At 45.2% G+C, this 21791-nt stretch carries 18 protein-coding genes and 1 tRNA gene; 8 read left to right on the top strand and 11 right to left on the bottom strand.

The genetic code is table 11. The features are described 5' to 3' along the window. Positions 1-28: 28 nt before the first annotated feature. Positions 29-113: transfer RNA gene (locus tag ED652_RS06400), tRNA-Tyr, on the top strand. Positions 114-220: 107 nt separating this feature from the next. On the opposite strand, the gene ED652_RS06395 is transcribed toward ED652_RS06400, so the two are convergent. From ED652_RS06395 to ED652_RS06385, 3 genes are all read right to left on the bottom strand, one after another. Then, on the bottom strand, positions 221-1735 hold the full coding sequence (locus tag ED652_RS06395; protein ID WP_122053907.1) for an SgrR family transcriptional regulator: 1515 nt from the start codon (positions 1733-1735) through the stop codon (positions 221-223). Next, positions 1736-2755, bottom strand: coding sequence for a Gfo/Idh/MocA family protein (locus tag ED652_RS06390; protein ID WP_122053905.1), 1020 nt, complete (start codon positions 2753-2755; stop codon positions 1736-1738). A gap of 203 nt (positions 2756-2958) precedes the next feature. Continuing rightward, entirely contained in the window at positions 2959-3867 is a 909-nt protein-coding gene (locus tag ED652_RS06385) for a Tim44 domain-containing protein (RefSeq protein ID WP_122053903.1), read from the bottom strand. A gap of 197 nt (positions 3868-4064) precedes the next feature. On the opposite strand from ED652_RS06385, the gene ED652_RS06380 reads away from it, so the two are divergent. From ED652_RS06380 to ED652_RS06370, 3 genes are all read left to right on the top strand, one after another. Further along, positions 4065-4655, top strand: a complete 591-nt coding sequence (locus tag ED652_RS06380) for a TetR/AcrR family transcriptional regulator (protein ID WP_122053901.1) — start codon at positions 4065-4067, stop codon at positions 4653-4655. A gap of 17 nt (positions 4656-4672) precedes the next feature. Continuing rightward, positions 4673-6547 carry an MFS transporter gene (locus ED652_RS06375; RefSeq protein ID WP_122053900.1) on the top strand — a complete coding sequence of 625 codons (1875 nt, stop codon included), beginning with the start codon at positions 4673-4675 and terminating at the stop codon, positions 6545-6547. A gap of 162 nt (positions 6548-6709) precedes the next feature. Then, positions 6710-7630, top strand: coding sequence for a YeiH family protein (locus ED652_RS06370; protein ID WP_029223440.1), 921 nt, complete (start codon positions 6710-6712; stop codon positions 7628-7630). Between the two features lie 153 nt (positions 7631-7783). Here the strand turns inward: ED652_RS06370 and ED652_RS23715 are convergent, their stop codons facing one another. Both ED652_RS23715 and ED652_RS06365 read right to left on the bottom strand, forming a co-directional pair. Then, positions 7784-7951, bottom strand: coding sequence for a hypothetical protein (locus ED652_RS23715; RefSeq protein WP_004736103.1), 168 nt, complete (start codon positions 7949-7951; stop codon positions 7784-7786). Between the two features lie 106 nt (positions 7952-8057). Further along, positions 8058-8936, bottom strand: coding sequence for a LysR substrate-binding domain-containing protein (locus ED652_RS06365; protein ID WP_017105244.1), 879 nt, complete (start codon positions 8934-8936; stop codon positions 8058-8060). A 193-nt stretch (positions 8937-9129) separates the two neighbouring features. Between ED652_RS06365 and nagE the strand changes: the two genes are divergently transcribed. Beyond that, positions 9130-10575 (top strand): N-acetylglucosamine-specific PTS transporter subunit IIBC, encoded by a 1446-nt coding sequence (gene nagE, locus ED652_RS06360; protein ID WP_174214618.1) that lies wholly within the window; start codon positions 9130-9132, stop codon positions 10573-10575. A 145-nt stretch (positions 10576-10720) separates the two neighbouring features. Here nagE and menE read toward each other — a convergent pair whose 3' ends face one another. The 6 genes from menE to ED652_RS06330 all read right to left on the bottom strand — a co-directional run bounded on the left by menE (position 10721) and on the right by ED652_RS06330 (position 18097). Then, on the bottom strand, positions 10721-12154 hold the full coding sequence (gene menE, locus ED652_RS06355) for an o-succinylbenzoate--CoA ligase (protein WP_122053896.1): 1434 nt from the start codon (positions 12152-12154) through the stop codon (positions 10721-10723). Between the two features lie 52 nt (positions 12155-12206). After that, positions 12207-13214: an o-succinylbenzoate synthase gene (menC, locus tag ED652_RS06350; protein WP_017110063.1), complete on the bottom strand. Its 1008-nt coding sequence runs from the start codon at positions 13212-13214 to the stop codon at positions 12207-12209. Positions 13215-13289: 75 nt separating this feature from the next. Beyond that, positions 13290-14156 carry a 1,4-dihydroxy-2-naphthoyl-CoA synthase gene (menB, locus tag ED652_RS06345; RefSeq protein WP_010439547.1) on the bottom strand — a complete coding sequence of 289 codons (867 nt, stop codon included), beginning with the start codon at positions 14154-14156 and terminating at the stop codon, positions 13290-13292. A gap of 102 nt (positions 14157-14258) precedes the next feature. Further along, complete coding sequence (gene menH / locus ED652_RS06340; protein ID WP_017110064.1) at positions 14259-15059, bottom strand: 2-succinyl-6-hydroxy-2,4-cyclohexadiene-1-carboxylate synthase; 801 nt, start codon at positions 15057-15059, stop codon at positions 14259-14261. A 9-nt stretch (positions 15060-15068) separates the two neighbouring features. After that, entirely contained in the window at positions 15069-16793 is a 1725-nt protein-coding gene (gene menD, locus ED652_RS06335) for a 2-succinyl-5-enolpyruvyl-6-hydroxy-3-cyclohexene-1-carboxylic-acid synthase (protein ID WP_122053895.1), read from the bottom strand. Further along, entirely contained in the window at positions 16790-18097 is a 1308-nt protein-coding gene (locus ED652_RS06330) for an isochorismate synthase MenF (RefSeq protein ID WP_122053893.1), read from the bottom strand. Before ED652_RS06330 ends, menD begins: the two co-directional genes overlap by 4 nt. A 296-nt stretch (positions 18098-18393) precedes the next feature. Here ED652_RS06330 and ED652_RS06325 point away from each other — a divergent pair, with 296 nt between their 5' ends. The 3 genes from ED652_RS06325 (at position 18394) to ED652_RS06315 (ending at position 21779) form a co-directional block, all read left to right on the top strand. Continuing rightward, on the top strand, positions 18394-19626 hold the full coding sequence (locus ED652_RS06325; RefSeq protein ID WP_122053892.1) for a pyridoxal phosphate-dependent aminotransferase: 1233 nt from the start codon (positions 18394-18396) through the stop codon (positions 19624-19626). Between the two features lie 169 nt (positions 19627-19795). Further along, on the top strand, positions 19796-20380 hold the full coding sequence (gene yfbR, locus ED652_RS06320) for a 5'-deoxynucleotidase (RefSeq protein WP_122053890.1): 585 nt from the start codon (positions 19796-19798) through the stop codon (positions 20378-20380). Positions 20381-20435: 55 nt separating this feature from the next. Further along, the gene (locus ED652_RS06315; protein WP_122053889.1) at positions 20436-21779 is read left to right on the top strand and encodes an anti-phage deoxyguanosine triphosphatase; all 1344 of its coding nucleotides are present in this window, start codon (positions 20436-20438) and stop codon (positions 21777-21779) included. The last annotated feature ends 12 nt before the right edge of the window (positions 21780-21791 follow it).

The following is a 21791-nucleotide window of genomic DNA, read 5'->3' as shown; positions in this document are numbered from 1 at the left end:
TTACTTTGTGAAAAGTAAGACACACCCTGGAGGGGTTCCCGAGTGGCCAAAGGGAGCAGACTGTAAATCTGCCGGCACTGCCTTCGATGGTTCGAATCCGTCTCCCTCCACCATATTCTCCTTAATTGGAAAACCGAAAAGCCAACTCATTGAGTTGGCTTTTTTCGTTTCTGGCTTATTGGTTTCTGACTTGTTATCACTTTCTTTGAACCATCACTGCTTAACTGTCTAAAATCCACAATTGATTCAATTCACACCAGCCAAAACCATTTACTTGCACGCCTTGTATCCGCTCTGATACTTCTAATCCAAACGCTTCATGCTTAAGCTCAGTAACAATACCAACCTCAGACAACCACTGACGACATTCAGCTAATATAGCTAGCGAACGACTGAAATCAGGCTGCTGACGAATCAACGAAAGGTACGTTCGAATCATCTCTAAGATCTGCGAATCTAAATTGAGAGTGGCAAACGGAAAGCGAGATAAGAAGCTAAGCCAAGCGCTCAACGGGTCACCTTCGTCAATAATACTGCACAACACCACACCCTCGATCTTGGTGTAGTTTCCGTATTCGATTAACACCAACCTATCATCAGGTGAAGCAAGGCTTGTAAAGAGCCTTTGGCATTCCGATGTATCTTCGACCGTCATTATTGAGGTTATTTCGTTAGTCTGACTTGGGGCTTGGATCTTCAAAAATGTAGAATAGTTTTCACTCGGTACGGCACTGGTTTTTTCAGGCATTTCAAGGCACAGCTTGTTTTCAGCGCATACCTTACTCGTCGCCCATTCTGGGTACACCCACAGCTCGATACTATTCAAAATAGACACATCATGTGAATAGAGCCTATTGCGACTGAGGCGGAGCATGTTCTCTGAGAAAACATCGAGAGAAAAAGCACCTGATCCATTGAACTTCCCAGATGTCGACATTTGAAATATTGACGCTTCAGTGCGAGACAAAAGCCTTGGTAAATGCCAGTCCGTTTCACTCAAACGCACTTCCACTGTATTCTCTGAATAGAGATCCACGGCGGCTATGTGCTGATAACCAAGACGCCAATGCTCAGTCTGAGTCAAAGATTGAAGGCAGTGAACAATATCCTTGCTCAATAAAAGGCTGCCATCGTGAAAATACACGTCATTGCGAATTTGAAAGCGCCATACTGTCGCATCTTCATTTGATTGCCAGTGATAAGCCAGATCACCTCGAACTTGGCGATTCTTAGCTTGGTCATTCCCAGCTTGGTTATTCTCAACATAAGTAAGGCGTTGGCATACTTGGCTCACTAAGAAGCGCTCAGTTCGTCGGAGCACCTTATGAGGATGAAGTTGCTCTAGCTTTCGATGAAATGGGATATAGGCGCGACGCGCGGCTTGATTGGCATGGCTTAAAAACGATTGCAGCTCTAGCCCGGCATCCCTTCCGCTAAAACTCAGTATTGGAAGCATTTGCTCCACACTACCCGAGTCTGACAACTCACGAACCAGCGTATAACACGCATCGATAGGTTCAACGAGGCATGTTAATAACGCTTTTTTGTTGCGACCTGAACTCGCCAGCCACTCAACCCAGCCTTCCTTAACCATCGTTTTGATAATGGTTTGAACATGACGCTCACTAACGAACAACAGCGCCGCCAATTGACTGATCTGGCATCGCGAGGTTCCAGGGCCAAACGCCTGAAATATCTGTTCATAAAGTTCGAGTTGTCGCTTTTGGTTTGCCATTTATCTTTCTGAAGTCTTTATTTTAGTTAGGTGTCCGAAGCCCGCGTTCATCAATGCCCTTTCCATGGTTTCGATAACCTGTAAAGAGACATCAGAGAGCAGAACATCAGAGTCAGTCTTGTTATCACGTATCAACTGAGACATATGATCAATCTCGAACTCGAAGCCATTGCCCGCAACGTTATGCTGAATGGTGTGCTTTGTGCCCTGATATTCAATGTCTATTGTCTCTGGGTTCCACCACTTGTCTCTAATCGTGATCGTTAGTTCAGGCCCACGCAATGTAGCAGAACGAGGTAAATTAGAAACGATAGACGCCGATATTTTCCCTTCAATACCTTGAGAGAACGTTAACAGAGAATCAGTATCCACATTCGATTGCTTGTACACACTCGACATATCAACCTCAGGCTCTGAAGGCGTTACGCCTAAGCTTCGACATAAATCATAGTAAAACCAAAGCCCATAAACCCCAACATCAAGTGTCGCACCACCCGAGAGTTCTGGGTTGAATATAAACAAGTTGGGGTCATAGTCATGTTCGTTGCCAAACCCAGCTTCAATCGAGGTAACTTGAATGTTGTTTTCAGATAGATAAGATTTAAGCTCACGGTACGCCGGAAACGCCATTGTTTTCATCGCTTCCAACAACAACACCCCATGTTTGTCGGCTAGGGCTTTCATTGCCAACCAATCTGCGAGATTAGTAAACGCGGGTTTCTCTACCAAGACATGTTTATTGTGACTCAGAAACAACTCCGCCAACGGTTTGTGGTATGGATGAACAGTGGCAATGTAAACCGCGTCGACATCCGGGTTGTTGGCCATCTCTTCATAGGATCCATAGCTCAACTCGCAACCAAAGTTCTGACCAAACGCGTTTGCTCGTTCAGAGTCCCTAGAAGCGACGGCGTAAAGCTCACCATGTGCAGAATGCTGAGTGAGTGCAGTTGCGAACCTTTTCGCTATGTAGCCTAAGCCAGCAATGCCCCATTTCACCAATGTTGTGTTTTCGCTCATCGTATTACCTAATCAATTGTTTGGTATCAGTTTACTCAGAACTCATTCAATGAAATAGAGAACAAATAACCCAAGCTGTTCATGATTTATCGAGCGAACAGGGAGGAAGAGCCAAACTACCGTTTTTTAACCATAAAAAACGCCTACTGATTACTCAGTAGGCGTTTGATTTAAAGCCTAAATTGACTGGTATTTAGTATAGATTAACCTTGAATACCAACAATTAACCAAGGCGCATTGTCAGTCGTTAGATCACGCTCTAAGTGCCAGATATCGGTGATATCTTCTTCAATACCATCCGCAGTATCACGGTAACGACCGCTAAACTGTAGGCTTAATTGAGCCTTGCTACCGTCATGGTCAGCACGAACGATTTCAGCATCAACGTACATTACGTCTGTGTGCTGATCGCCGTCTAGCTTATTACGCTCAACTTTCAGGTCTTCAAATAGGCTTGGAGATACGTATTCTTCAATCGTGTTTAGCTCGTTGTGGTTCCATGCACCTTGCAGTGTACGATAATGCTCACGAGAACCATTGATGAAAGCCGCTTGATCAAAGCCCGGTGGGTAGTTGTGTGGAACATCGCTTTGCGCACCAAAACCAAAGCCGCCAGCAGCGCCTTGAGATTGCGGTTGTGCTTGCTCGAAGTTATGAACATTTGGCTTTTGCTGCGGTTGTTCAAACTTGTTCTGACCCATGCCGCCGAATGCAGGCTGTTGGCCACGTGCATTCTGCTGATTCATGGAACCCTGCTTAGCCCCCAACATTCCGCGTAGGAATTTGAACGCTAGGAAAGCAATCAGACCCATAATCAGAATATCCATGAACTGGATACCTTCAAATGCGCCACCAAAGAATGCAGCTAAAAGACCACCAGCAAGTAAACCACCTAGCAGACCGCCCATAAGGCCTTTCTTGCTAGAGTTAGCTGCTGTGTTCTTACCCGTTTGATCTTGACGGATCGAATTCGTGTTTTGTTGTTTTGGTGCTGGAGCCGTTTTAAAGCTTTTGCCAAATGACTTACCACCACCAAACTTTTTCGCTTCCGCGATTGGCGTCACCGCGACTGTTACCAACAGGATCGCGACTAGTGAGAAAAATCGTTTCATTATTATCCTTTATAGGTTTCTTTATCTTTCGACACCTTAATCATACTCGTTAACAAAGAACAATGAAATATTCACGGTGTTTACACATGTATCATAATATTGCGGCTATTAATTGTTTACTTATTTGGCGAAAGGATTGACGGCACTCTGGGGCAGCATTAAAATATTGAACGATGTTCATTTACTAGATACTACTCATGGCACGAAGAAACGACCGCACTCGAGAACAACTGGTTCAGCTCGCACTAAAGACAGTGACTGACTTCCTAGAAGAGCACTCTTATCACGAGTTAAGTTTACGTAAAATCGCCAATATGATTGGGTATGTACCGAGTACTCTAGTGAATGTGTTTGGTAACTATAACCTGTTGCTTTTACACGTAGTCGCTCAAACACTAGACGAACTAGCCTCAGAATCCGCATCAGCCGTAGAGAAATCAAGCAACCCACAGCAAGCGTTATTCAACCTCGCTTATTGCTACCACGACTACGCGCAGAAAAACCCTCATCGCTGGCAGCTTATCTTCGAACACAACATGAACGGTGAAAACCTTCCTGAGTGGCAATCCAATCGAATCGATAAAATGACCGGTATGCTAGAGCAACTACTCATGGCCATTGCTCCTGAGCACACCGAAAGTGAAGTTGTGAAGGCAAGCCGTGTGTTATGGTCTGGTGTTCACGGAATAACCCTGTTGAGTGTTGATGATAAGTTTTTCGCTTCTGAACCCATTGATGGTAAAGAATTGATTAATAACCTAATCTCAAACTACCTCACCAACTGGTAATCATCGAAGGACAGATAATGAACAATGACAGCCAATCCTCGCTGTTAACCCAAAAAAGGTTCCTACCCTATTTTATTACCCAATTTTTGGGAGCCTTTAATGACAACATCTTCAAAAATGTCCTGCTGCTATTTGTTGCCTTCGCAAGCGTAGATACCTTGCCAATTTCCAGCAATTTGTTCATTAACTTGGCCGCTGGTCTATTTATTCTGCCCTTCTTTCTCTTTTCTGCTTTAGCCGGCGTCTTGGCGGATAAGTACGAAAAATCGTGGTTCATTCGCAAAGTTAAGCTTCTTGAAGTCGTGATCATGTCACTGGGTGCCATTGGTTTTATCTACGAAAGCTACGCAATTCTGCTTCTATTACTGTTTTTAATGGGAACACAAAGTGCCTTCTTTGGCCCTGTAAAATACGCCCTACTTCCTCAGCAGTTAGAATCGAAAGAGCTGGTTTCTGGTAACGCTTTGGTCGAGACAGGCACTTTCTTAGCGATTTTAATCGGCACCTTAGGCGCCGGAATTATTGCCTCTGAAGAAAATTCAAAACTGATTGCCGCCGTCTGCATCGTAACGTTTGCGGTACTCGGCTATTTAGCCAGTTACTTTATTCCTGAAGCACCAAGCAATGCGCCTGACCTAAAAGTGAAGTGGCAACCTATTACTTTGACACGCCAAACGCTCGCGATTGCTAAGAAAGATCGACCTACACTCCAAGCACTGATGGCAATAAGTTGGTTTTGGTTCTTAGGGGCAACTTATCTCACTCAGTTTCCCAACTTCACCAAGGTTTACTTAAACGGTACCGAAAGCGCTGTCGCATTTTTACTAGCACTGTTTTCGGTCGGTATTGCCATTGGTTCATTGGCTTGCGATAAGTTATCCAACCACAGAATTGAGATCGGCATTGTGCCAATGGGCAGCTTAGGCATCTCTATTTTTGGATTTTTAATGGCGGTGTCGATCCCAGACGCACTCCCTGACTTCGATTCATTCAAAAGCTTCGTGTCTTACTCTGAATTATGGCCTCTATTCGCCTATCTACTGCTGCTTGGCATGTCGGGTGGCATATTCATCGTGCCTTTGTACTCTTTGATGCAATTTAGAGCTAAACCCACTGAGCGAGCGCAAGTTATCGCAGGTTTGAACATCTATAACTCACTGTTCATGGTGGGAAGCGCTGTTCTTGGTATCGTCTTCCTGAGTGTTCTACAGCTTTCAATCCCACAATTGTTTGCCCTACTCGCGGTGTTCAATACTTTAGTCATGTTTGCCCTGTTTTATCAGGTGCCGATCTATGCTTTCCGTTTCTTCACTTGGGTTGTGACTCACACCATGTACCGTGTGAAGCATAAGAACCTTCACAACCTGCCAGAAAAAGGTGGTGCGCTAATCGTCTGTAACCATGTGAGTTATATGGATGCATTACTACTAAGCGCCGTTTGTCCTCGTTTGATCCGCTTTGTGATGGAAGAGGATTACGCCAAGCTCCCACCATTACGACGTTTCTTGAAACGAGCCGGGGTTATTCCAATCTCCGCAACGAATCGCAGTTCGATTCGAAATGCTTTCAAAGAAGTAGAACGTGCGCTGCATGAAGGCCACATTGTATGTATTTTCCCAGAAGGAAAGCTGACCTCTGATGGCGAAGTTGCTGAATTCATGCGTGGAATGGAACTGATCATCCGACGTTCACCGGTACCCGTTATCCCAATGGCACTCAAAGGGTTATGGGGAAGCTACTTTAGCCGTTTCAAAGGCAGTGCATGTAAAGGTTTGCCCAATCGATTCTGGACAAAAATCGAGATCGAAGCCGGGAGACCAATTTTACCTAAAGATACTTCTTGTGAAACATTGCGCCAGTCAGTTGCAAAGCTTCGTGGGCCATTGCGCTAAGCAGAGCCACACCAAGCAACTCTGTAGCTAAACATTTGCGCATAAGAACAAACGTTCAGTTTTACTTAACGTTTGTTCAATTCATTTAGACTTACTTACCATTGCGTTAAGCGTATAGTCTTCCACTACGCTGCCAATACTAGACGCGACGAATTAAATATAATGAATCTAAAAAAGTCTGTTCCATTTTATCTTGCTGCTCTGTTCTGCTTAACCCCATGGGTGAGTTCACCGACGGCACTCGTGATCGGTTTCCTTCTTGCGAGCTTAGGTTTAGTCCCTGAGCATCTAGAAGTAGGCAAACTCACCAAGAAGCTACTGGCCTACTCGATTGTCGGCTTAGGCTTTGGCATCCAGTTTGAGAAAGCATTAGCGGTAACAGGCGATGGTATTGGCCTCATTGTAACGACGATTATTGGTACCTTGGTCATTGGTTGGTTCTTGGCAAAACGCATGGGATTAGATCGCACCACGGGTTACCTTATCTCTTCTGGTACCGCAATTTGTGGTGGTAGCGCTATTGCCGCCGTAGCTCCGGCCATCAAAGCTGATGATGAACAGATTGGTTTAGCGTTAGCTACAGTGTTCGTGTTGAACTCCGTTGCCCTTTTCTTGTTCCCAATGATTGGCCATGCACTAGAGTTAAGCCAACAAACTTTCGGAACATGGGCTGCCATCGCGATTCACGATACCTCTTCTGTAGTAGGCGCAGCATCAGCATATGGCGAAGAAGCACTGACTACAGCAACCACATTGAAGCTCGCTCGCGCACTCTGGATCATCCCAATCGCGTTAGTCAGTGCGATGATCTTCAAGAACGATCAAAAGAAGATTACGATTCCTTACTTCATTTTCTTCTACTGCGCTGCTATTGCTGTTAGTGACTTATTGCCACAATTTGAGATGGTCTATCAAGGTATCTTTGATGTGTCTAAGCGTGCATTGGTGGTGTGTCTATTCTTGATTGGTTGCGGTATTTCAGTAGAGAAGCTTAAAGCTGCTGGGCCGAAGCCATTGATGTTTGGTATTACAATGTGGACGATGATTTCGACAGGCTCATTAGCGTGGTTAACTCTCGCATAATACGTCTAATTACACCTAATACGTAAAGAAGCGCTGTAGATTGGTTAACTTGTTAAGCAGACAAACAGATTAGCGAATGACAAAACAAAAAGGCAAAGCTCAAATGGGCTTTGCCTTTATCGTTTGTGGTAAAGATATTCTTTATTGCAACAATCACAAATCAAACAGGGGCTTATCACTCTTCTTGCTCTCTCTTTTCATTAAAACAAGTACCACAACCAACACAAATGCGGTGAGTTCAGCCAACGATCGCGTCAGCCCAGACGAAGTCACTGCTTGGCCTATCTGCAGTAAAACCGCAATGATGAGGGCAATTTTCATAATAAGACCTTATTCTATAATCCGTTATTTATAGGGCTTATTATGATGGATGGTTATAAAGATAATAAATTCTGTTTTGAACTATCTAATTGCTAAATTAACTAACCTACCCCAATTGCCCCTCTAGCCACTTAATAAAGGTTCTTACCTTAGGCCGTTTTTCAGTGCCTAACGGACAGATCAAGTCGTACCCTTTATCAGTATCCATACTTGGATAAGGCGTGATGAGCTCACCAGTCTCAATGTACGGCTTAACAAAATGATAGCGCCCCATCGCCACACCGATATTATGCAGAGCACTCTGCACACCCATATCGCGATGACTCACACAATAAAACTGCTCAAACAGATTTACATCGAGTTGATTGTGCTTAATCCAACGCTGCCACACATCAGAGCCTAGCGCATGAATGAAATTAATCCGGTGTAACGACTCTAAACCATCATCAAAGATGTCGTGTTCAGCGGCATAACTCGGCGTACATACCGGAATATACTTTTCACCAAACAGACGCTGTCGATGCATATCTTTTAGATCTTCAGCACCATAGTAAATGGCGACATCGAGATGATTTTGATGAAAGTCTTGCTCTTCTTGAGAGAAAATATTGAGGTTGAACTTTGGGTATCGCTGTTTGAAATCAGCTAGCCTTGGTAGCAACCAACTGTTAGCAAAGGCAGGACTGGTACCAATATTGATCTGACCGTACAAGTCGGTGTTGGTAATGTCTTCGATCTCGCCAAAAATAGAGCTCAACGACTTCGATAACGTGCGTTGAAAGCGTTGCCCTTCTTCGGTCAATTCCAGTTTGCGAGTGCCTCGCACAAACAAGTTAAATCCGAGTTCACCTTCTAATACTTTGATTCGATGGCTTACCGCTCCCTGAGTCAGATGCAACTTTTTCGCGGCTAACGTGAAGCTCATTTTCTCGGCGGCAACATTGAATGTATGAAGGTTTCTCAGTAAAGATTGATGATTAGCCATACGAACTCATGCATTAAAAATTTTAATTCATAGTACTACCCGTTTCGTTTGTTTGCATTAAGAAATAAGTTTCTAATAGCCGCAGTTACTTAAAATCCTGCCTCGATCAATATTTAACTCCATACGTTGACGAGCAGAAACATTAAAAAAATTAATTACAAACTTAGGGGCACGTATGAATATACTCGGGTATATGCAAAAAGTAGGTAAGGCATTGATGGTTCCCGTAGCCACACTGCCAGCTGCAGCAATCCTTATGGGGATCGGCTACTGGTTGGATCCTGTTGGTTGGGGTTCTGAAAGTATCTTAGCCGCATTCTTGATCAAGTCAGGTGGTGCGATCATCGACAACATGGCGGTTCTGTTCGCGGTGGGTGTCGCATTTGGTTTAAGCCGTGATAAGAATGGTTCTGCGGCACTGTCTGGTTTTGTGATGTTCCTAGTCGTCACCACGCTACTTGCTCCGGGCTCAGTTGCTCAATTAATGGATGTTGAGTTAAGTGAAGTACCAGCGGCATTCGGAAAAATCAGTAACCAATTCGTGGGTATCATTGTCGGTATCATCTCTGCTGAGATCTATAACCGCTACTCAACGGTTGAGCTTCCTCAAGCTTTAGCTTTCTTCAGCGGTAAGCGTTTGGTTCCTATCCTTACCTCAATCGCAGGTATGGCGCTCTCTTTTGCTCTGCTATACATCTGGCCAGCTGTGTACGATGCTCTGATCGTATTGGGTATTAAGCTAGAAAGTATGGGCGCTGTGGGTGCAGGTCTGTTTGGCTTCTTCAACCGTTTGTTCCTATCAATAGGCATGCACCACGCACTCTACCCTGTGTTCTGGTTCGATGTTGTGGGTATTAACGACATTCCAAACTTCCTAGGCGGCGCACAATCTATCGCTAACGGTACGGGCATTCCGGGTAAAACAGGCATGTACCAAGCAGGCTTCTTCCCTATCATGATGTTTGGTTTACCTGCAGCTGCCTTAGCGATGTACCACTGCGCTGACGCGAAAAACAAGAATCAAGTATTCGCAATCATGCTTGCCGCAGCAATGGCTTCGTTCTTCACAGGCATTACTGAGCCTCTAGAGTTCAGCTTTATGTTTCTAGCACCTGTATTGTTCCTAGTGCACGCTGTGTTAACAGGCCTGTCGCTTTACATTGCAGCAAGCATGGAATGGATGGCAGGCTTCGGCTTCTCTGCAGGCTTTGTTGACTTAGTGCTATCAAGCCAAAACCCGTTAGCGACTAACTGGTACATGTTATTAGTTCAAGGTGTAGTGTTCTTTGCGCTTTACTACGGTATTTTCCGTTTCGCTATCATCAAGTTCAATCTACGTACTCCGGGTCGTGGTGAAGAGATGGAAGCAGAAGGCGAGACAGAATCTCCAGAAGCGTTAGTTAGCCTAACCAACAACTACATCGAAGCTATTGGTGGTGCAGACAACATTCTAGAAGTGGACAACTGTATTACTCGCTTACGCTTAACAGTAAAAGACTCGTCAGCAGCAGACAGTGACACACTGAAAAAACTAGGTGCTGCAGGCGTCGTGCCTATTGGAAAAGGTGGCCTACAAGTCATTATCGGTTTAGGTAAGGTAGATAAGGTTGCTGAACAAATGAAGAAGGCACTCGCTTAAGCTAAACAGCCAGATGCAAAGATAAAAGCCTTAATGACCAGATAGAATATTAAGAATTTGTGATGGTTTCACCAACATCACAACCCCCTGAAGCGCAATTACGACTAGTCACCGTGTATTGCGCTTCATTTTATTGTTCTCAGCTCTATTTAGAACGAATCTGCTGTAGCCATTGTGCCAACCCTGCGCGTGAAACCTTAATACCTAGCTGTTCTTGATGAGGCATTCGATAGTACTCGACAGGAAATTTGAACCGTTCAAGACGGCCATTTAATTGCTCAGCAAACCATTCTTTGGTTGGTAAATCCGTACAATCCACAATAGCGACAGGTCGAAACCCGAACTCATCATCTTCAATTGGAACGATAAACGCCTGATTGATTAAAGATAACTGATTCAGTGCTCGTTCAATTTCCTCACAGTGAATATTCTCACCGCCAGAAATAAACTGATTATCAGCACGACCAATGATCGACACTTGTTCGCCATCCCATTCGCCGAGGTCTTTACTGTCGAACCAACCGTTCTCATCCACCAACGGCGTAACCTCACCCTGATAGTAGTAACCAGAAGCAAGCGTATTGCCGCCAATAAAGATACGTTGATCTTCAATTTTTAACTGGCGTTGGTCGAGAACAAAACCTGCAGTATTACTAGAATCGACTGGCTTCGCGGTCACTGTTGAAGCCGCTTCTGTCATACCGTATCCAAGCCAAGTTTCAATGCCCATTTGTTGAGCTTCAAGCCCTAGCGCTTCTGGGATGTGGCTACCGCCTAAAAGCACATGAGTTAACGTAAGTGCTTGCTTACTCTGCAATAATCTATGTAGTTGAGTAGCCACTAAAGAGGCATGACTGCAACCTTCGATGTCTGACTCAAGCTTACCTGACCCTATTTTGATGCAGCCACCAGCAGCCAACCAACGATGGACAATCGCCAATCCTGACACATGGTACATCGGCAAGCTAAGCAACCAAGTGTCAGCTTGTTCAAAGTTGAAAACGTCTAATAACCCCTGAGCTGAACATAAGTGTTGCTGCAACGTGTGAGCCACCGCTTTCGGGTTTCCGGTAGAGCCAGAAGTGAATGCGATGCTCGCAAGGTTTTGAGGATTAAAGTTAGGATTTTTCGATGTTGTTGGTTTGTCATCACCATCGACCTTAACTTCGTTCAAGCAAGGTAACGTCACCAATACAGTCTTGAGGTCAACAGCATCAGAATGATCTAACCCACAGCTATCTAATAGCCAAAGGTAACGTCTGTCTAGCTGACCATAGAGGGATTCAAGCTTCTGCGTTAAACGAGCTTTCGGCTGAGGCATGGTAAACGCGCAAACCACACCCAAATTGAGTGCGGCAAGATAAGCCGGAATCACTTCAGCTTGGTTCTTACCGACAATCGTCAGTACATCACCTGCAGATAGGCCTTGATGAGATAGCTGTTGTTGGTACTCACTCACCAGCACAAACACTTGCTGCCAAGTGTAAGCGCGGTTAGGAGTCACTAACGCTGTTTGATGTGGGTTCTGCTGCGCCCACTGTACCCAGAGCGGGTGATGATTAGATTGTGGGCGCATCATAAGATAACCAAGTAATAGATTGAGAACGGTCTAAGCCAATCGAACGAGCAGCCTAAGAAGACCAAATCAATTGCTGTTGTTCAAGCGTTGAAACTGGAAGCTGACAACCCGGCCATGATACTTCTAGCTGTTGCTGATACAAGCCAATCGTATCAAGCCCTGGAACTTCATTAGGTAAGTACTGTTGTGCCAATCGAGCAATCTGAGTTAAGCCAAGGCTAGACTCTATGCTTGAGCTTAGTACAGGTTTAATACCAAGTTGTTGCGCGCGTTCAATGATAGCAACACAACGCTCTACTGAACCAATCAAGGTTGGTTTAATCACTACCGCTTTAACACCCGTAAGATCGCTGAGATTAAACTCAGGGCTTCTTACCGCTTCTTGTAGTGTCTCATCCCACGCAATCGCCACACCGTGGTCGATGGCAAAGGCCAAGCTGTCTTCTGGCTTCTGACAAGGCTCTTCAATAAAGCTAATGCGCTGACGCAGTGACGGCGAAATGTATTTAATGAACTGCTTCGCTTTCTCTGGTTTCCACGCGCGGTTGGCATCAAGCCTTAGGGTCAAATCAGGGATCGACTCAAGGAATAAGCTCACCAGCATGCCATCACGAATCGCTTCGTAGAGACCAACTTTTACTTTGGCAACCTTCTCGCCTTTCATCTCATTCAGCACAGGGATCAATTCATCTGGATCGCCTGTACATAACGGTGCTGCTTGGTAGTTACCTTCAGCATTGAGTTCGCCTCGTAATTCCATCATCGCCATCGAAAAACCGAAGGCAACAGAAGGATATAACTCATCAAAAGGCGTTTGAGGGTTATTGTGGCTCCAAAGCTCTAATTCGTGTTGCAGCTGAATGCCAGCTTGTTCGGCATCTTCTTGGCTAAAACCCGGCAAAGGCGCAACTTCGCCAAAACCAGTTTTACCATCACACTCAAGTTGGATGATATAGCCAACGCGTTCGTTCAACTTATTGTCACGAAGAATCACACCACTATCCATAGGTAATTGATAACGGTAGAGTTTAGCGTGACGTTGAGAATTCACTGAGTTCATAAAGTTTCCTAAAAAACGGGGAACATCAAAACAAAACGAGCCGCTATTAGCGACTCATTTTAAAGAAGAGAAAGACTATGGGTTACGCGGAAATTTGTCGAAATCAGGTCGACGCTTCTCGTTAAATGCGTTTCGGCCTTCTTGACCTTCTTCTGTCATGTAGAACATCATGGTTGCGTTACCCGCCAACTCTTGTAGACCGGCTTGACCATCACAGTCTGCGTTCAGTGCGGCTTTCAAGCAACGCAGTGCCATCGGGCTGTGTTGAAGAACTTCACGACACCAACGAACCGTTTCTTTTTCTAGGTCGGCAACAGGCACGACTGTGTTTACTAGACCCATGTCCAATGCTTCTTGAGCATCGTAGAAACGGCACAAGAACCAGATTTCACGCGCTTTCTTTTGACCAACGATACGAGCCATGTAAGAAGCACCCCAACCGCCATCGAATGAACCTACTTTAGGACCCGTCTGACCGAACTGTGCGTTTTCAGCTGCAATGGTCAGGTCTGCCATCATGTGAAGAACATGACCGCCACCGACTGCCCAGCCCGATACCGCTGCGATTACTGGTTTTGGACAAGTACGAATTTGACGTTGGAAATCAAGTACGTTCAGGTGGTGTGTACCTGAATCATCTTGATAGCCGCCGTAGTCACCACGGATACTTTGGTCACCACCAGAACAGAACGCCTTCTCACCAAGACCCGTCAAAATGATTACGCCAACCTTCTCGTCATAACGAGCATCAGCCAGTGCATTGATCATCTCTTTTACGGTTTGTGGACGGAACGCATTGTGGACTTGAGGACGAGCAATCGTGATTTTCGCAATACCGTCGTCAGACTTATGGTACTGAATATCTTCAAATTGACTGCTTTCATCGCGCCAGTTAACTGCTGCGTAAAGTTCTTCTTCTGTGATGCCTACTGTTTTAGCCATGGTGATTCCCATTGTTCTATTAGAGACCACGACTAACGAGTAGTCGTGACGGTGTTGCTCTGCTTTTGATAGTGCTTGATACGAGAGAACCGCTCAGTCAGTTTAACGACGACTGGCGATACATTGGATGATCAGGTTGGAAAACAACTCTGGTTGCTCAAAATGAACATTATGACCAGCGTAATCAACCTGACTATATTCAAAGCCACTATTCTCAGCTAGCTCCATGAATTTACGATCTTTTTCACCACACACATAATGCAATTGATGCTCATGAGATTTCAATGTGGCACGTAAATCCGGTTGCTTCGCTAACGAAGTAGATAACAACATATTTGCTACGGATACTCCAAGGTTACCACTACGCTTTATGACCAAAGTTTGTCTTTGCTCATGATTTAGTGAAGAAAAGACGCTTTGTTGATACCAATCGTCTAAAACATCTTCAATCGACTGCTGCGCAAAGCGGACAGCCCATTGCGTATCATGTACTAACCTTTGTGCTCGTTCTTCATCACGCTCCAGACCAAAGTTGCCACCTTCAATAATGACCTTCTCAAGATTGAGCGTTTCGAAGCAAGGGCTTGTCACCCCATACATGGCAAGCCTACCACCCATAGAGTAGCCAATCACCACGATAGGGTAATCCGCAGGAAGATCGTTGAGAGCAAGTTGAGAAGTGATGCACTGAACGATTTTCTTGCAGCAATGATCAAAGCCTACCGGGTCGATAAAGCGACTTTGTCCGTGCCCGGGCAAATCTATGCAAAGACGAGGAAAGTCCTCTAGATATGGATGACATGCGCTCCAATCATCCCCGCTTCCGAGTAAACCATGTAGAAAAACAAGCAAAGGTTTGTCAGAAGATTCTTGTACAGCTGGGTAATAATTGGAGTAAAGCATGTAAAGTCCTTAGGCTAATGCCTCGGTGAGCATTGAACTGAATTGTTTCAGCAAAGTAGACGCTTGTTCGGGAGGCGTCTTAACTTCAACGAGCAAGGTACCCTGACCCTGTTCGAAATGTTGTTCGACAATCGTTTGATAGCAATTCAAAGTTTCTGGCGCCGCATAACCAAGCTGGAATTGCGCAGCGGCATGTTCAAAACCGAAACCATGGGGCATTTGATATAGAGATTGTTTTTGTTGCTCAGGAACAGGCAACAAGTCAAAGATCGCACCGCCATCATTGTTGGTCACAACAATCACCATCGGCGTTACATTGTGAGTAAGCAGAGCCAGTGAATTGAGGTCGTAAAGCAAAGAGGTATCGCCAATCAACATTATCAAGGGGTTCTGGTTGGCTTTCACCACGCCCGCAGCCGTTGCTACCAAGCCATCAATGCCCGATGCGCCACGATTACTGTAAACTTGATTTGCAGATATTGATGACAGCATATCCACCAGCCTTACCATCAAGCTGTTTCCCACAAACAACTCTCTGTCTTTAAGTCTAGTCGACAAGTCAACTGCAACGCTCAACTCGGTCAGTTGGTCATTATTGGATATTTGCGCCAATGCCAATTGTTGAACCGTATTCGCGATTTCGACCAAAGGTGCTGCCCAACCTGCATGTTGACCTAACAAGGTGGGTAAGTGCTGTTCTGACACCCACGACTCGATATCAGCAACGATATGGGTTTGAGGCAGATGATCTTGGTTGATTCGGTGCGTATCTGGCGACACAACAATGTATTGTGATGAGCAGAATGATGAAGCTTGCGACTTTATCCAATGATTAAGGCGCTTAGAAACAATACGCTCACCGAACTGAAGGATGAAATCACATTGGTTGAGTTGCGCTTTGGCTACGTCACTCTGCATCCACAAATCATAATGTTTCCAATCACTGCTGACACCTGATTGAGGATCGCAAAAAACTGGCCAGCCTAATGCAGTAGCAAACTGCTGAGCTTTTGTCGCTTGTTCAATATCGAGCGAACCGAGAATAACCACACCCTTACGTCCAAGATACTCACCTAGAGCAATCGGTTGTGTATTCACTTGATTAGGTAAAAACGTTTGGCTGTAACAACCTGTTCCCGACTTCCACCCAGTGATACTGGATGTGTATTCCGCATACATTTCCGCGCTATTCGCAGAATATAGAGGCTCTGGGAACGGACAGTTGATATGAATCGCACCGCCAACATTGCGTTGTTTCGCTAGCGCGTTATCAACGGATGTCAGAAGCCAATTCAATGAAATCTGTGTGGTTGGACTTGGTAGATTTAAAGCACTTTCAACATGGGAAGAAAAGATACCTTGCTGCTGAATCGCTTGATTAGCGCCACAGTCGACTAAATCGATTGGTCGATCAGAGGTCAGCAAAATCAGCTTCTCTCGTGTCAGCCCAGATTCAGCCGTCGCAGGAAGAAGGTTTGCAACAGCAGTACCAGAGGTGACAATCACGGCAACTGGCTTATCGCTGGCTTTCGCTAAACCTAACGCAAGAAAACCAAGCCCACGCTCATCAAAGTGCGTGTGCAGCGTCAGTTTTGGATTGGCTTCGGCTTCGAGTGTTAACGGCGTTGAGCGCGAGCCTGGCGCGACACAAACATGTTCAACACCACTCCGGGCTAGCTCTTCAAGTAACGTGTGACACCAAACTCTATTTAATACGGCTTGGTCATGGTTCATGAGGCCACACCCAGAGGTGGGTGATCTGAAATTAGGCTGAGCAGAGTCGACATTTTCTTATTCAACTCTTGCCACTCATGTTCAGCAACAGATCCCGGCACGATCCCGGCACCCGCAAACAGTTGTACTTGATCGTTTACAATCAAGGCACTTCGAATTGCGACACAGAATTCAGCGCGTTGATGACTAATATAACCAACAGAGCCTGCATACCAGCCTCTCGCAAACGGTTCATGTTCAAGTATGAAATCCATCGCTTCTTTACGAGGCAGTCCCGCAACGGCAGCTGTTGGCTGTAATGAAGCCAGTAGCTGGACACCATTCACACCAGTATTGAGTTGAGCATGAATATTACGCTTAAGATGTTGTACCTTACGCAAACGCACAAGTCGCGCCTCTTTTTCAACGTGTACCGTTTGAGAGTGAGGAGTGAGACGTTCAATGATATCGTCAACCACATATTGGTTTTCATTGAGGTTTTTACTGTCTTGAGAAAGCCAGTTGGCTAACTCCATATCTTCTGTCGCGTTTTCTCCGCGACCAATGGTTCCCGCCAGAGCTTCAGTATCAAGCTCTGTACCATATCGACTGTACAAACGCTCTGGCGTTGAGCCAATAAAGCTGTGTTTGGAATCCAATACCAACATAAAGTGAAAGCTGTGATGGTTTTGCAGATAGCTGGCCTTGAGTAACTGAGCCGCGCAGATTGGCGCATCCAATTGCAATGTGGTTCTACGAGCTAATACGACTTTCTTATATTCTTCATCGCTGATGCCCTGCAGCACTTTATCGACCAGATTGCCCCACTGTTCTCGTTCTGGAACGTGGTTAATCTGTTCAATGTGCGCCGACAAGGGTGCCAATATCGCCGCTTCTACAGAAAGCTTATTCAAAGCATTAATGGAAGCAACGCGATCAGGAGACAAATTAACCGCCAGCGACCAAGTGTCGTCAAAGCGAATTAATTCAACCTGAGGAAGAAAGAAAAATGATTCCATGCAACGGCGGTTCTTTGCGGTATGTCCGTCAAATGAACGTCCACCCCAAATTCGTTGGTCTTCACCAAGAATGGCATACGCGGGAGCTGGATCGGAGAAAGTATGCAGTTGACCGAGCGCGACCACTTCTTCACGAGTGTCGCGTGACTGCCAGTAGAACTTTGGAAAGAGCGGTTGAGCATGAAGCCATTCTATAAATGCAAACGATGGTTTTTGCGTTAGAACTTCAACACAACGAACTTCACTTGCTTGGGCATTTTGTACTCGCTCAATCAAAGCGGAGATAGTTTGCTGGAAATGTGACAAATCGACCTCGTTCACATCTAAATTATTATTATATTAGTTTGATACTTTATGGGCAGTACCCACTTAGATCAAGAATGTACTATATCTTTTGAACATTCCTGTGATTCTAAGCGATCCAACCTCTTTATTCATCTTAGCCAATAACAAAGAAAGCGATTAATTAAAATTTAAAAAAGAGTGACAACAAAAAGACCAAACGTGACACTGAAATGCGACATTCATCAGATTTTTATTCTATCAAACCCCGTTTTGCGGTACTTTAATAAAGTATTTAAATTAATTTCAGGAAATCGGCAATGCAAAATATCGGGATGTCGTCAAAACTCAACAGCGTATGCTACGAAATCAGGGGACCTGTACTCAAACATGCTAAGCGCATGGAAGAAGAAGGGCATAAAATACTGAAGCTTAATATCGGTAACCCCGCCCCATTTGGTTTTGACGCCCCTGATGAAATCCTTGTTGATGTAATCCGTAACCTACCGACATCTCAAGGTTACTGCGACTCAAAAGGCATCTATTCAGCCCGCAAAGCGGTTGTTCAGCACTACCAGAAAAAAGGCCTACGTAACATTGATGTAGAAGACGTTTACATTGGTAACGGCGCATCAGAGCTTATCGTTATGTCTATGCAGGCGCTACTGGATAATGGTGATGAAATCTTAGTTCCCGCTCCGGACTACCCACTATGGACAGCGTCTGTTGCGCTTTCTGGTGGCACACCGGTTCACTACATGTGTGATGAAGATGCTGATTGGTATCCAGATCTAGACGACATGCGTGCGAAGATCTCACCAAAGACTCGCGGCATCGTTCTTATCAACCCGAACAACCCAACAGGCGCGGTATACAGCCGCGATTTCCTATTACAAGTTGTTGAGATTGCGCGTGAGCACGGTTTGATCATCTTCGCTGATGAAATCTACGATAAAGTACTTTACGACGGTGCAGTCCACACGTCAGTCGCAACGCTGGCTGAAGACGTACTCATGGTGACATTCAACGGTCTGTCTAAGGCTTACCGTGTATGTGGTTTCCGTGGTGGCTGGATGTTCTTAACGGGTCCGAAACACATTGCGAAAGGCTATGTCGAAGGGCTAGAAATGCTCGCCTCGATGCGTTTGTGTGCCAACGTACCAATGCAGCACGCCATCCAAACGGCACTGGGTGGTTATCAGAGTATCAACGAACTGATTCTTCCTGGTGGTCGACTGCTTGAGCAACGTGACCGTGCATGGGAACTGATCAACAAGATCCCTGGCGTTTCTTGTGTGAAACCAAAAGGCGCTATGTACCTGTTCCCTAAGATCGACACCAACATGTACAACATCAAAGACGATCAGAAATTCGTACTCGACTTCCTTAAGCAAGAGAAGGTGTTATTGGTTCAAGGTACTGGCTTCAACTGGCCGAAACCGGATCACTTCCGCATCGTGACTCTGCCGCACATCGAAGATCTAGAAATCGCGATTGGTCGCCTAGAGCGCTTCTTACAGACTTACAGCCAAGATGAGCTCACAGTCGATTAATTAACGCAAAAAGTTATGACTACAATTTGCTGTTTTAAAAGACTTTAACTTGTAATCAATCACTTCTATGCTTAAAAGGCTCCTGTTTGGGAGCCTTTTTTGTATCCGCTGTCTCGTATCCCTGTGCAAACACAAGATACGAGTGGAGCACAGTTTAGAAAGGACTCTTATGAAACAAAGCCATTTCTTTGCCCATCTTGCCCGTATGAAGCTGATTCAACGCTGGCCCCTGATGCGTTCAATTTCAAGCGAGAATATTTCAGAACATAGCCTACAGGTGGCTTTCGTCGCACATGCCTTGGCATTAATTAAAAATAAGAAGTTTGATGGTCAGCTCAACCCCGAGCACATTGCGCTGCTTGGCATGTACCACGATACCAGCGAGGTACTGACTGGTGATTTACCAACGCCGGTTAAATACTACAACCCAGACATAGCCCAAGAGTACAAGAAGATAGAAGCCGCAGCAGAACAAAGACTGCTTTCAATGCTACCGGAAGAATTCCAAGACGATTTCGCGCCCTTCTTAATATCCAGAACAGCAAACAAAGAAGAACAAAGCATCGTCAAGCAAGCCGACACTATCTGTGCTTACCTCAAATGCTTGGAAGAACTCAGCGCGGGAAACCACGAATACGAACAGGCCAAACGCAGGCTTGAAGAGACGCTATCACAACGCAAAAGCCCGGAGATGGATTACTTTTTGACGACATTTGCACCCAGTTTTGAATTATCACTAGACGAAATCAGCTAGCTAGGTATAAGTTGAGTGTAATTATCTAAATAAAATCAATTTGATAGGTGCTATTTTGACTTCTCCAATCGAACCACCATTTGTACTCGAGCAAGAATGGCAAGATCGAAACAACGATGAGCATAAGATCAGAAGAGACGATCACCGTAGCCCATATCAACGCGATCGTGCTCGCGTGCTTCACTCAGCTGCATTCCGTCGTTTACAGGCCAAGACACAAGTGCATGGCACCACGGTGAATGATTTTCACCGTACCCGCTTAACCCACTCACTAGAAGCTGCTCAGCTTGGTACGGGGATTGTCGCTCAGCTAAAGAAAAAACAGCCTGAGTTTCGTGATTTGTTGCCTTCAGACAGTTTGATCGATTCATTGTGTCTGGCTCACGACATCGGTCATCCACCTTATGGGCACGGTGGTGAAGTCGCGCTGAACTATATGATGCGCGATCATGGTGGCTTTGAAGGCAATGCCCAAACCTTCCGAATCGTGACTCAATTAGAACCCTACACTGAACATCACGGGATGAACCTATCTCGACGCACTTTGTTAGGTCTGATTAAGTACCCTTCTCTGCTCAGCCAAGTCCAAGCGAGATTACAGTCTGAACCTGTAAAGCATCAACGTCAGTTAAGAGCAAAAGATTGGATGCCAGCAAAAGGCATCTACGATCATGATGAAGAACTGTTTAACTGGGTACTGGAGCCGCTTTCAAGCAACGACCAACAGCTTCTAAAACAGAAAAGAAAATCACACACCGAACCACTTGAGCACAACAAAACCAAATACAAATCTCTCGATTGTTCGATCATGGAATTGGCCGATGATATCGCTTATGGCGTGCATGATTTGGAAGATGCGATTGTGCTTGGCTCGGTAACCAAAGCACAATGGGTTGAATCGGCTTATCCTCAATTGAAAGAGATGGCAGATCCTTGGATCTGTGAGCATCTAGATTCGATTACTGAAATGCTTTTTTCAGGAGAGCAATATCGTAGAAAAGATGCGATAGGTGGGATAGTTAACGCACTACTCACCAGTATTTCTATCAAGCCCGTTGATACAGAATTTGAGAACGTGCTGCTGGCTTATAACGCTTTTCTTGAGCCGAGCATGGATGCGACGTTGGATAGGCTTAAGCGCTTTGTCAGTGAATTTGTGATTCAAGTGCCACAGGTTCAAGTGATTGAATATAAGGGTCAGCAGATCATCATGGACATGTTTGAAGCATTCAGTGCCGATCCTGAACGTTTGTTGCCACTGCCAATCAAGAAGCAATGGCTGCAGCATCAAGATGAATCAAGAAAGATGCGCGTGATAGCGGATTACATTTCATCGATGACCGATGATCTTGCGCAGAAAATGCATCAGCAGCTGTTCTCGGCGCATACCGAGTTTTAGCAGCGGCTCCAT

It is taken from the genome of Vibrio sp. Evd11 (assembly GCF_900382755.1).
Taxonomy (GTDB): Bacteria; Pseudomonadota; Gammaproteobacteria; order Enterobacterales; family Vibrionaceae; genus Vibrio; species Vibrio lentus.
This window is presented reverse-complemented; position numbering and strand designations above follow the sequence as displayed.

Coding starts and splice junctions, on each gene's coding strand:
- ED652_RS06370 (WP_029223440.1), top strand. CDS start 6,710: ATGAATCTAAAAAAGTCTGTTCCATTTTATCTTGCTGCTCTGTTCTGC.
- ED652_RS06375 (WP_122053900.1), top strand. CDS start 4,673: ATGAACAATGACAGCCAATCCTCGCTGTTAACCCAAAAAAGGTTCCTA.
- menE (WP_122053896.1), bottom strand. CDS start 12,154: ATGATGCGCCCACAATCTAATCATCACCCGCTCTGGGTACAGTGGGCG.
- menH (WP_017110064.1), bottom strand. CDS start 15,059: ATGCTTTACTCCAATTATTACCCAGCTGTACAAGAATCTTCTGACAAA.
- ED652_RS06325 (WP_122053892.1), top strand. CDS start 18,394: ATGCAAAATATCGGGATGTCGTCAAAACTCAACAGCGTATGCTACGAA.
- yfbR (WP_122053890.1), top strand. CDS start 19,796: ATGAAACAAAGCCATTTCTTTGCCCATCTTGCCCGTATGAAGCTGATT.
- menC (WP_017110063.1), bottom strand. CDS start 13,214: ATGAACTCAGTGAATTCTCAACGTCACGCTAAACTCTACCGTTATCAA.
- ED652_RS06385 (WP_122053903.1), bottom strand. CDS start 3,867: ATGAAACGATTTTTCTCACTAGTCGCGATCCTGTTGGTAACAGTCGCG.
- nagE (WP_174214618.1), top strand. CDS start 9,130: ATGCAAAAAGTAGGTAAGGCATTGATGGTTCCCGTAGCCACACTGCCA.
- ED652_RS06380 (WP_122053901.1), top strand. CDS start 4,065: ATGGCACGAAGAAACGACCGCACTCGAGAACAACTGGTTCAGCTCGCA.
- ED652_RS06365 (WP_017105244.1), bottom strand. CDS start 8,936: ATGGCTAATCATCAATCTTTACTGAGAAACCTTCATACATTCAATGTT.
- ED652_RS23715 (WP_004736103.1), bottom strand. CDS start 7,951: ATGAAAATTGCCCTCATCATTGCGGTTTTACTGCAGATAGGCCAAGCA.
- menD (WP_122053895.1), bottom strand. CDS start 16,793: ATGAACCATGACCAAGCCGTATTAAATAGAGTTTGGTGTCACACGTTA.
- menB (WP_010439547.1), bottom strand. CDS start 14,156: ATGGCTAAAACAGTAGGCATCACAGAAGAAGAACTTTACGCAGCAGTT.
- ED652_RS06390 (WP_122053905.1), bottom strand. CDS start 2,755: ATGAGCGAAAACACAACATTGGTGAAATGGGGCATTGCTGGCTTAGGC.
- ED652_RS06395 (WP_122053907.1), bottom strand. CDS start 1,735: ATGGCAAACCAAAAGCGACAACTCGAACTTTATGAACAGATATTTCAG.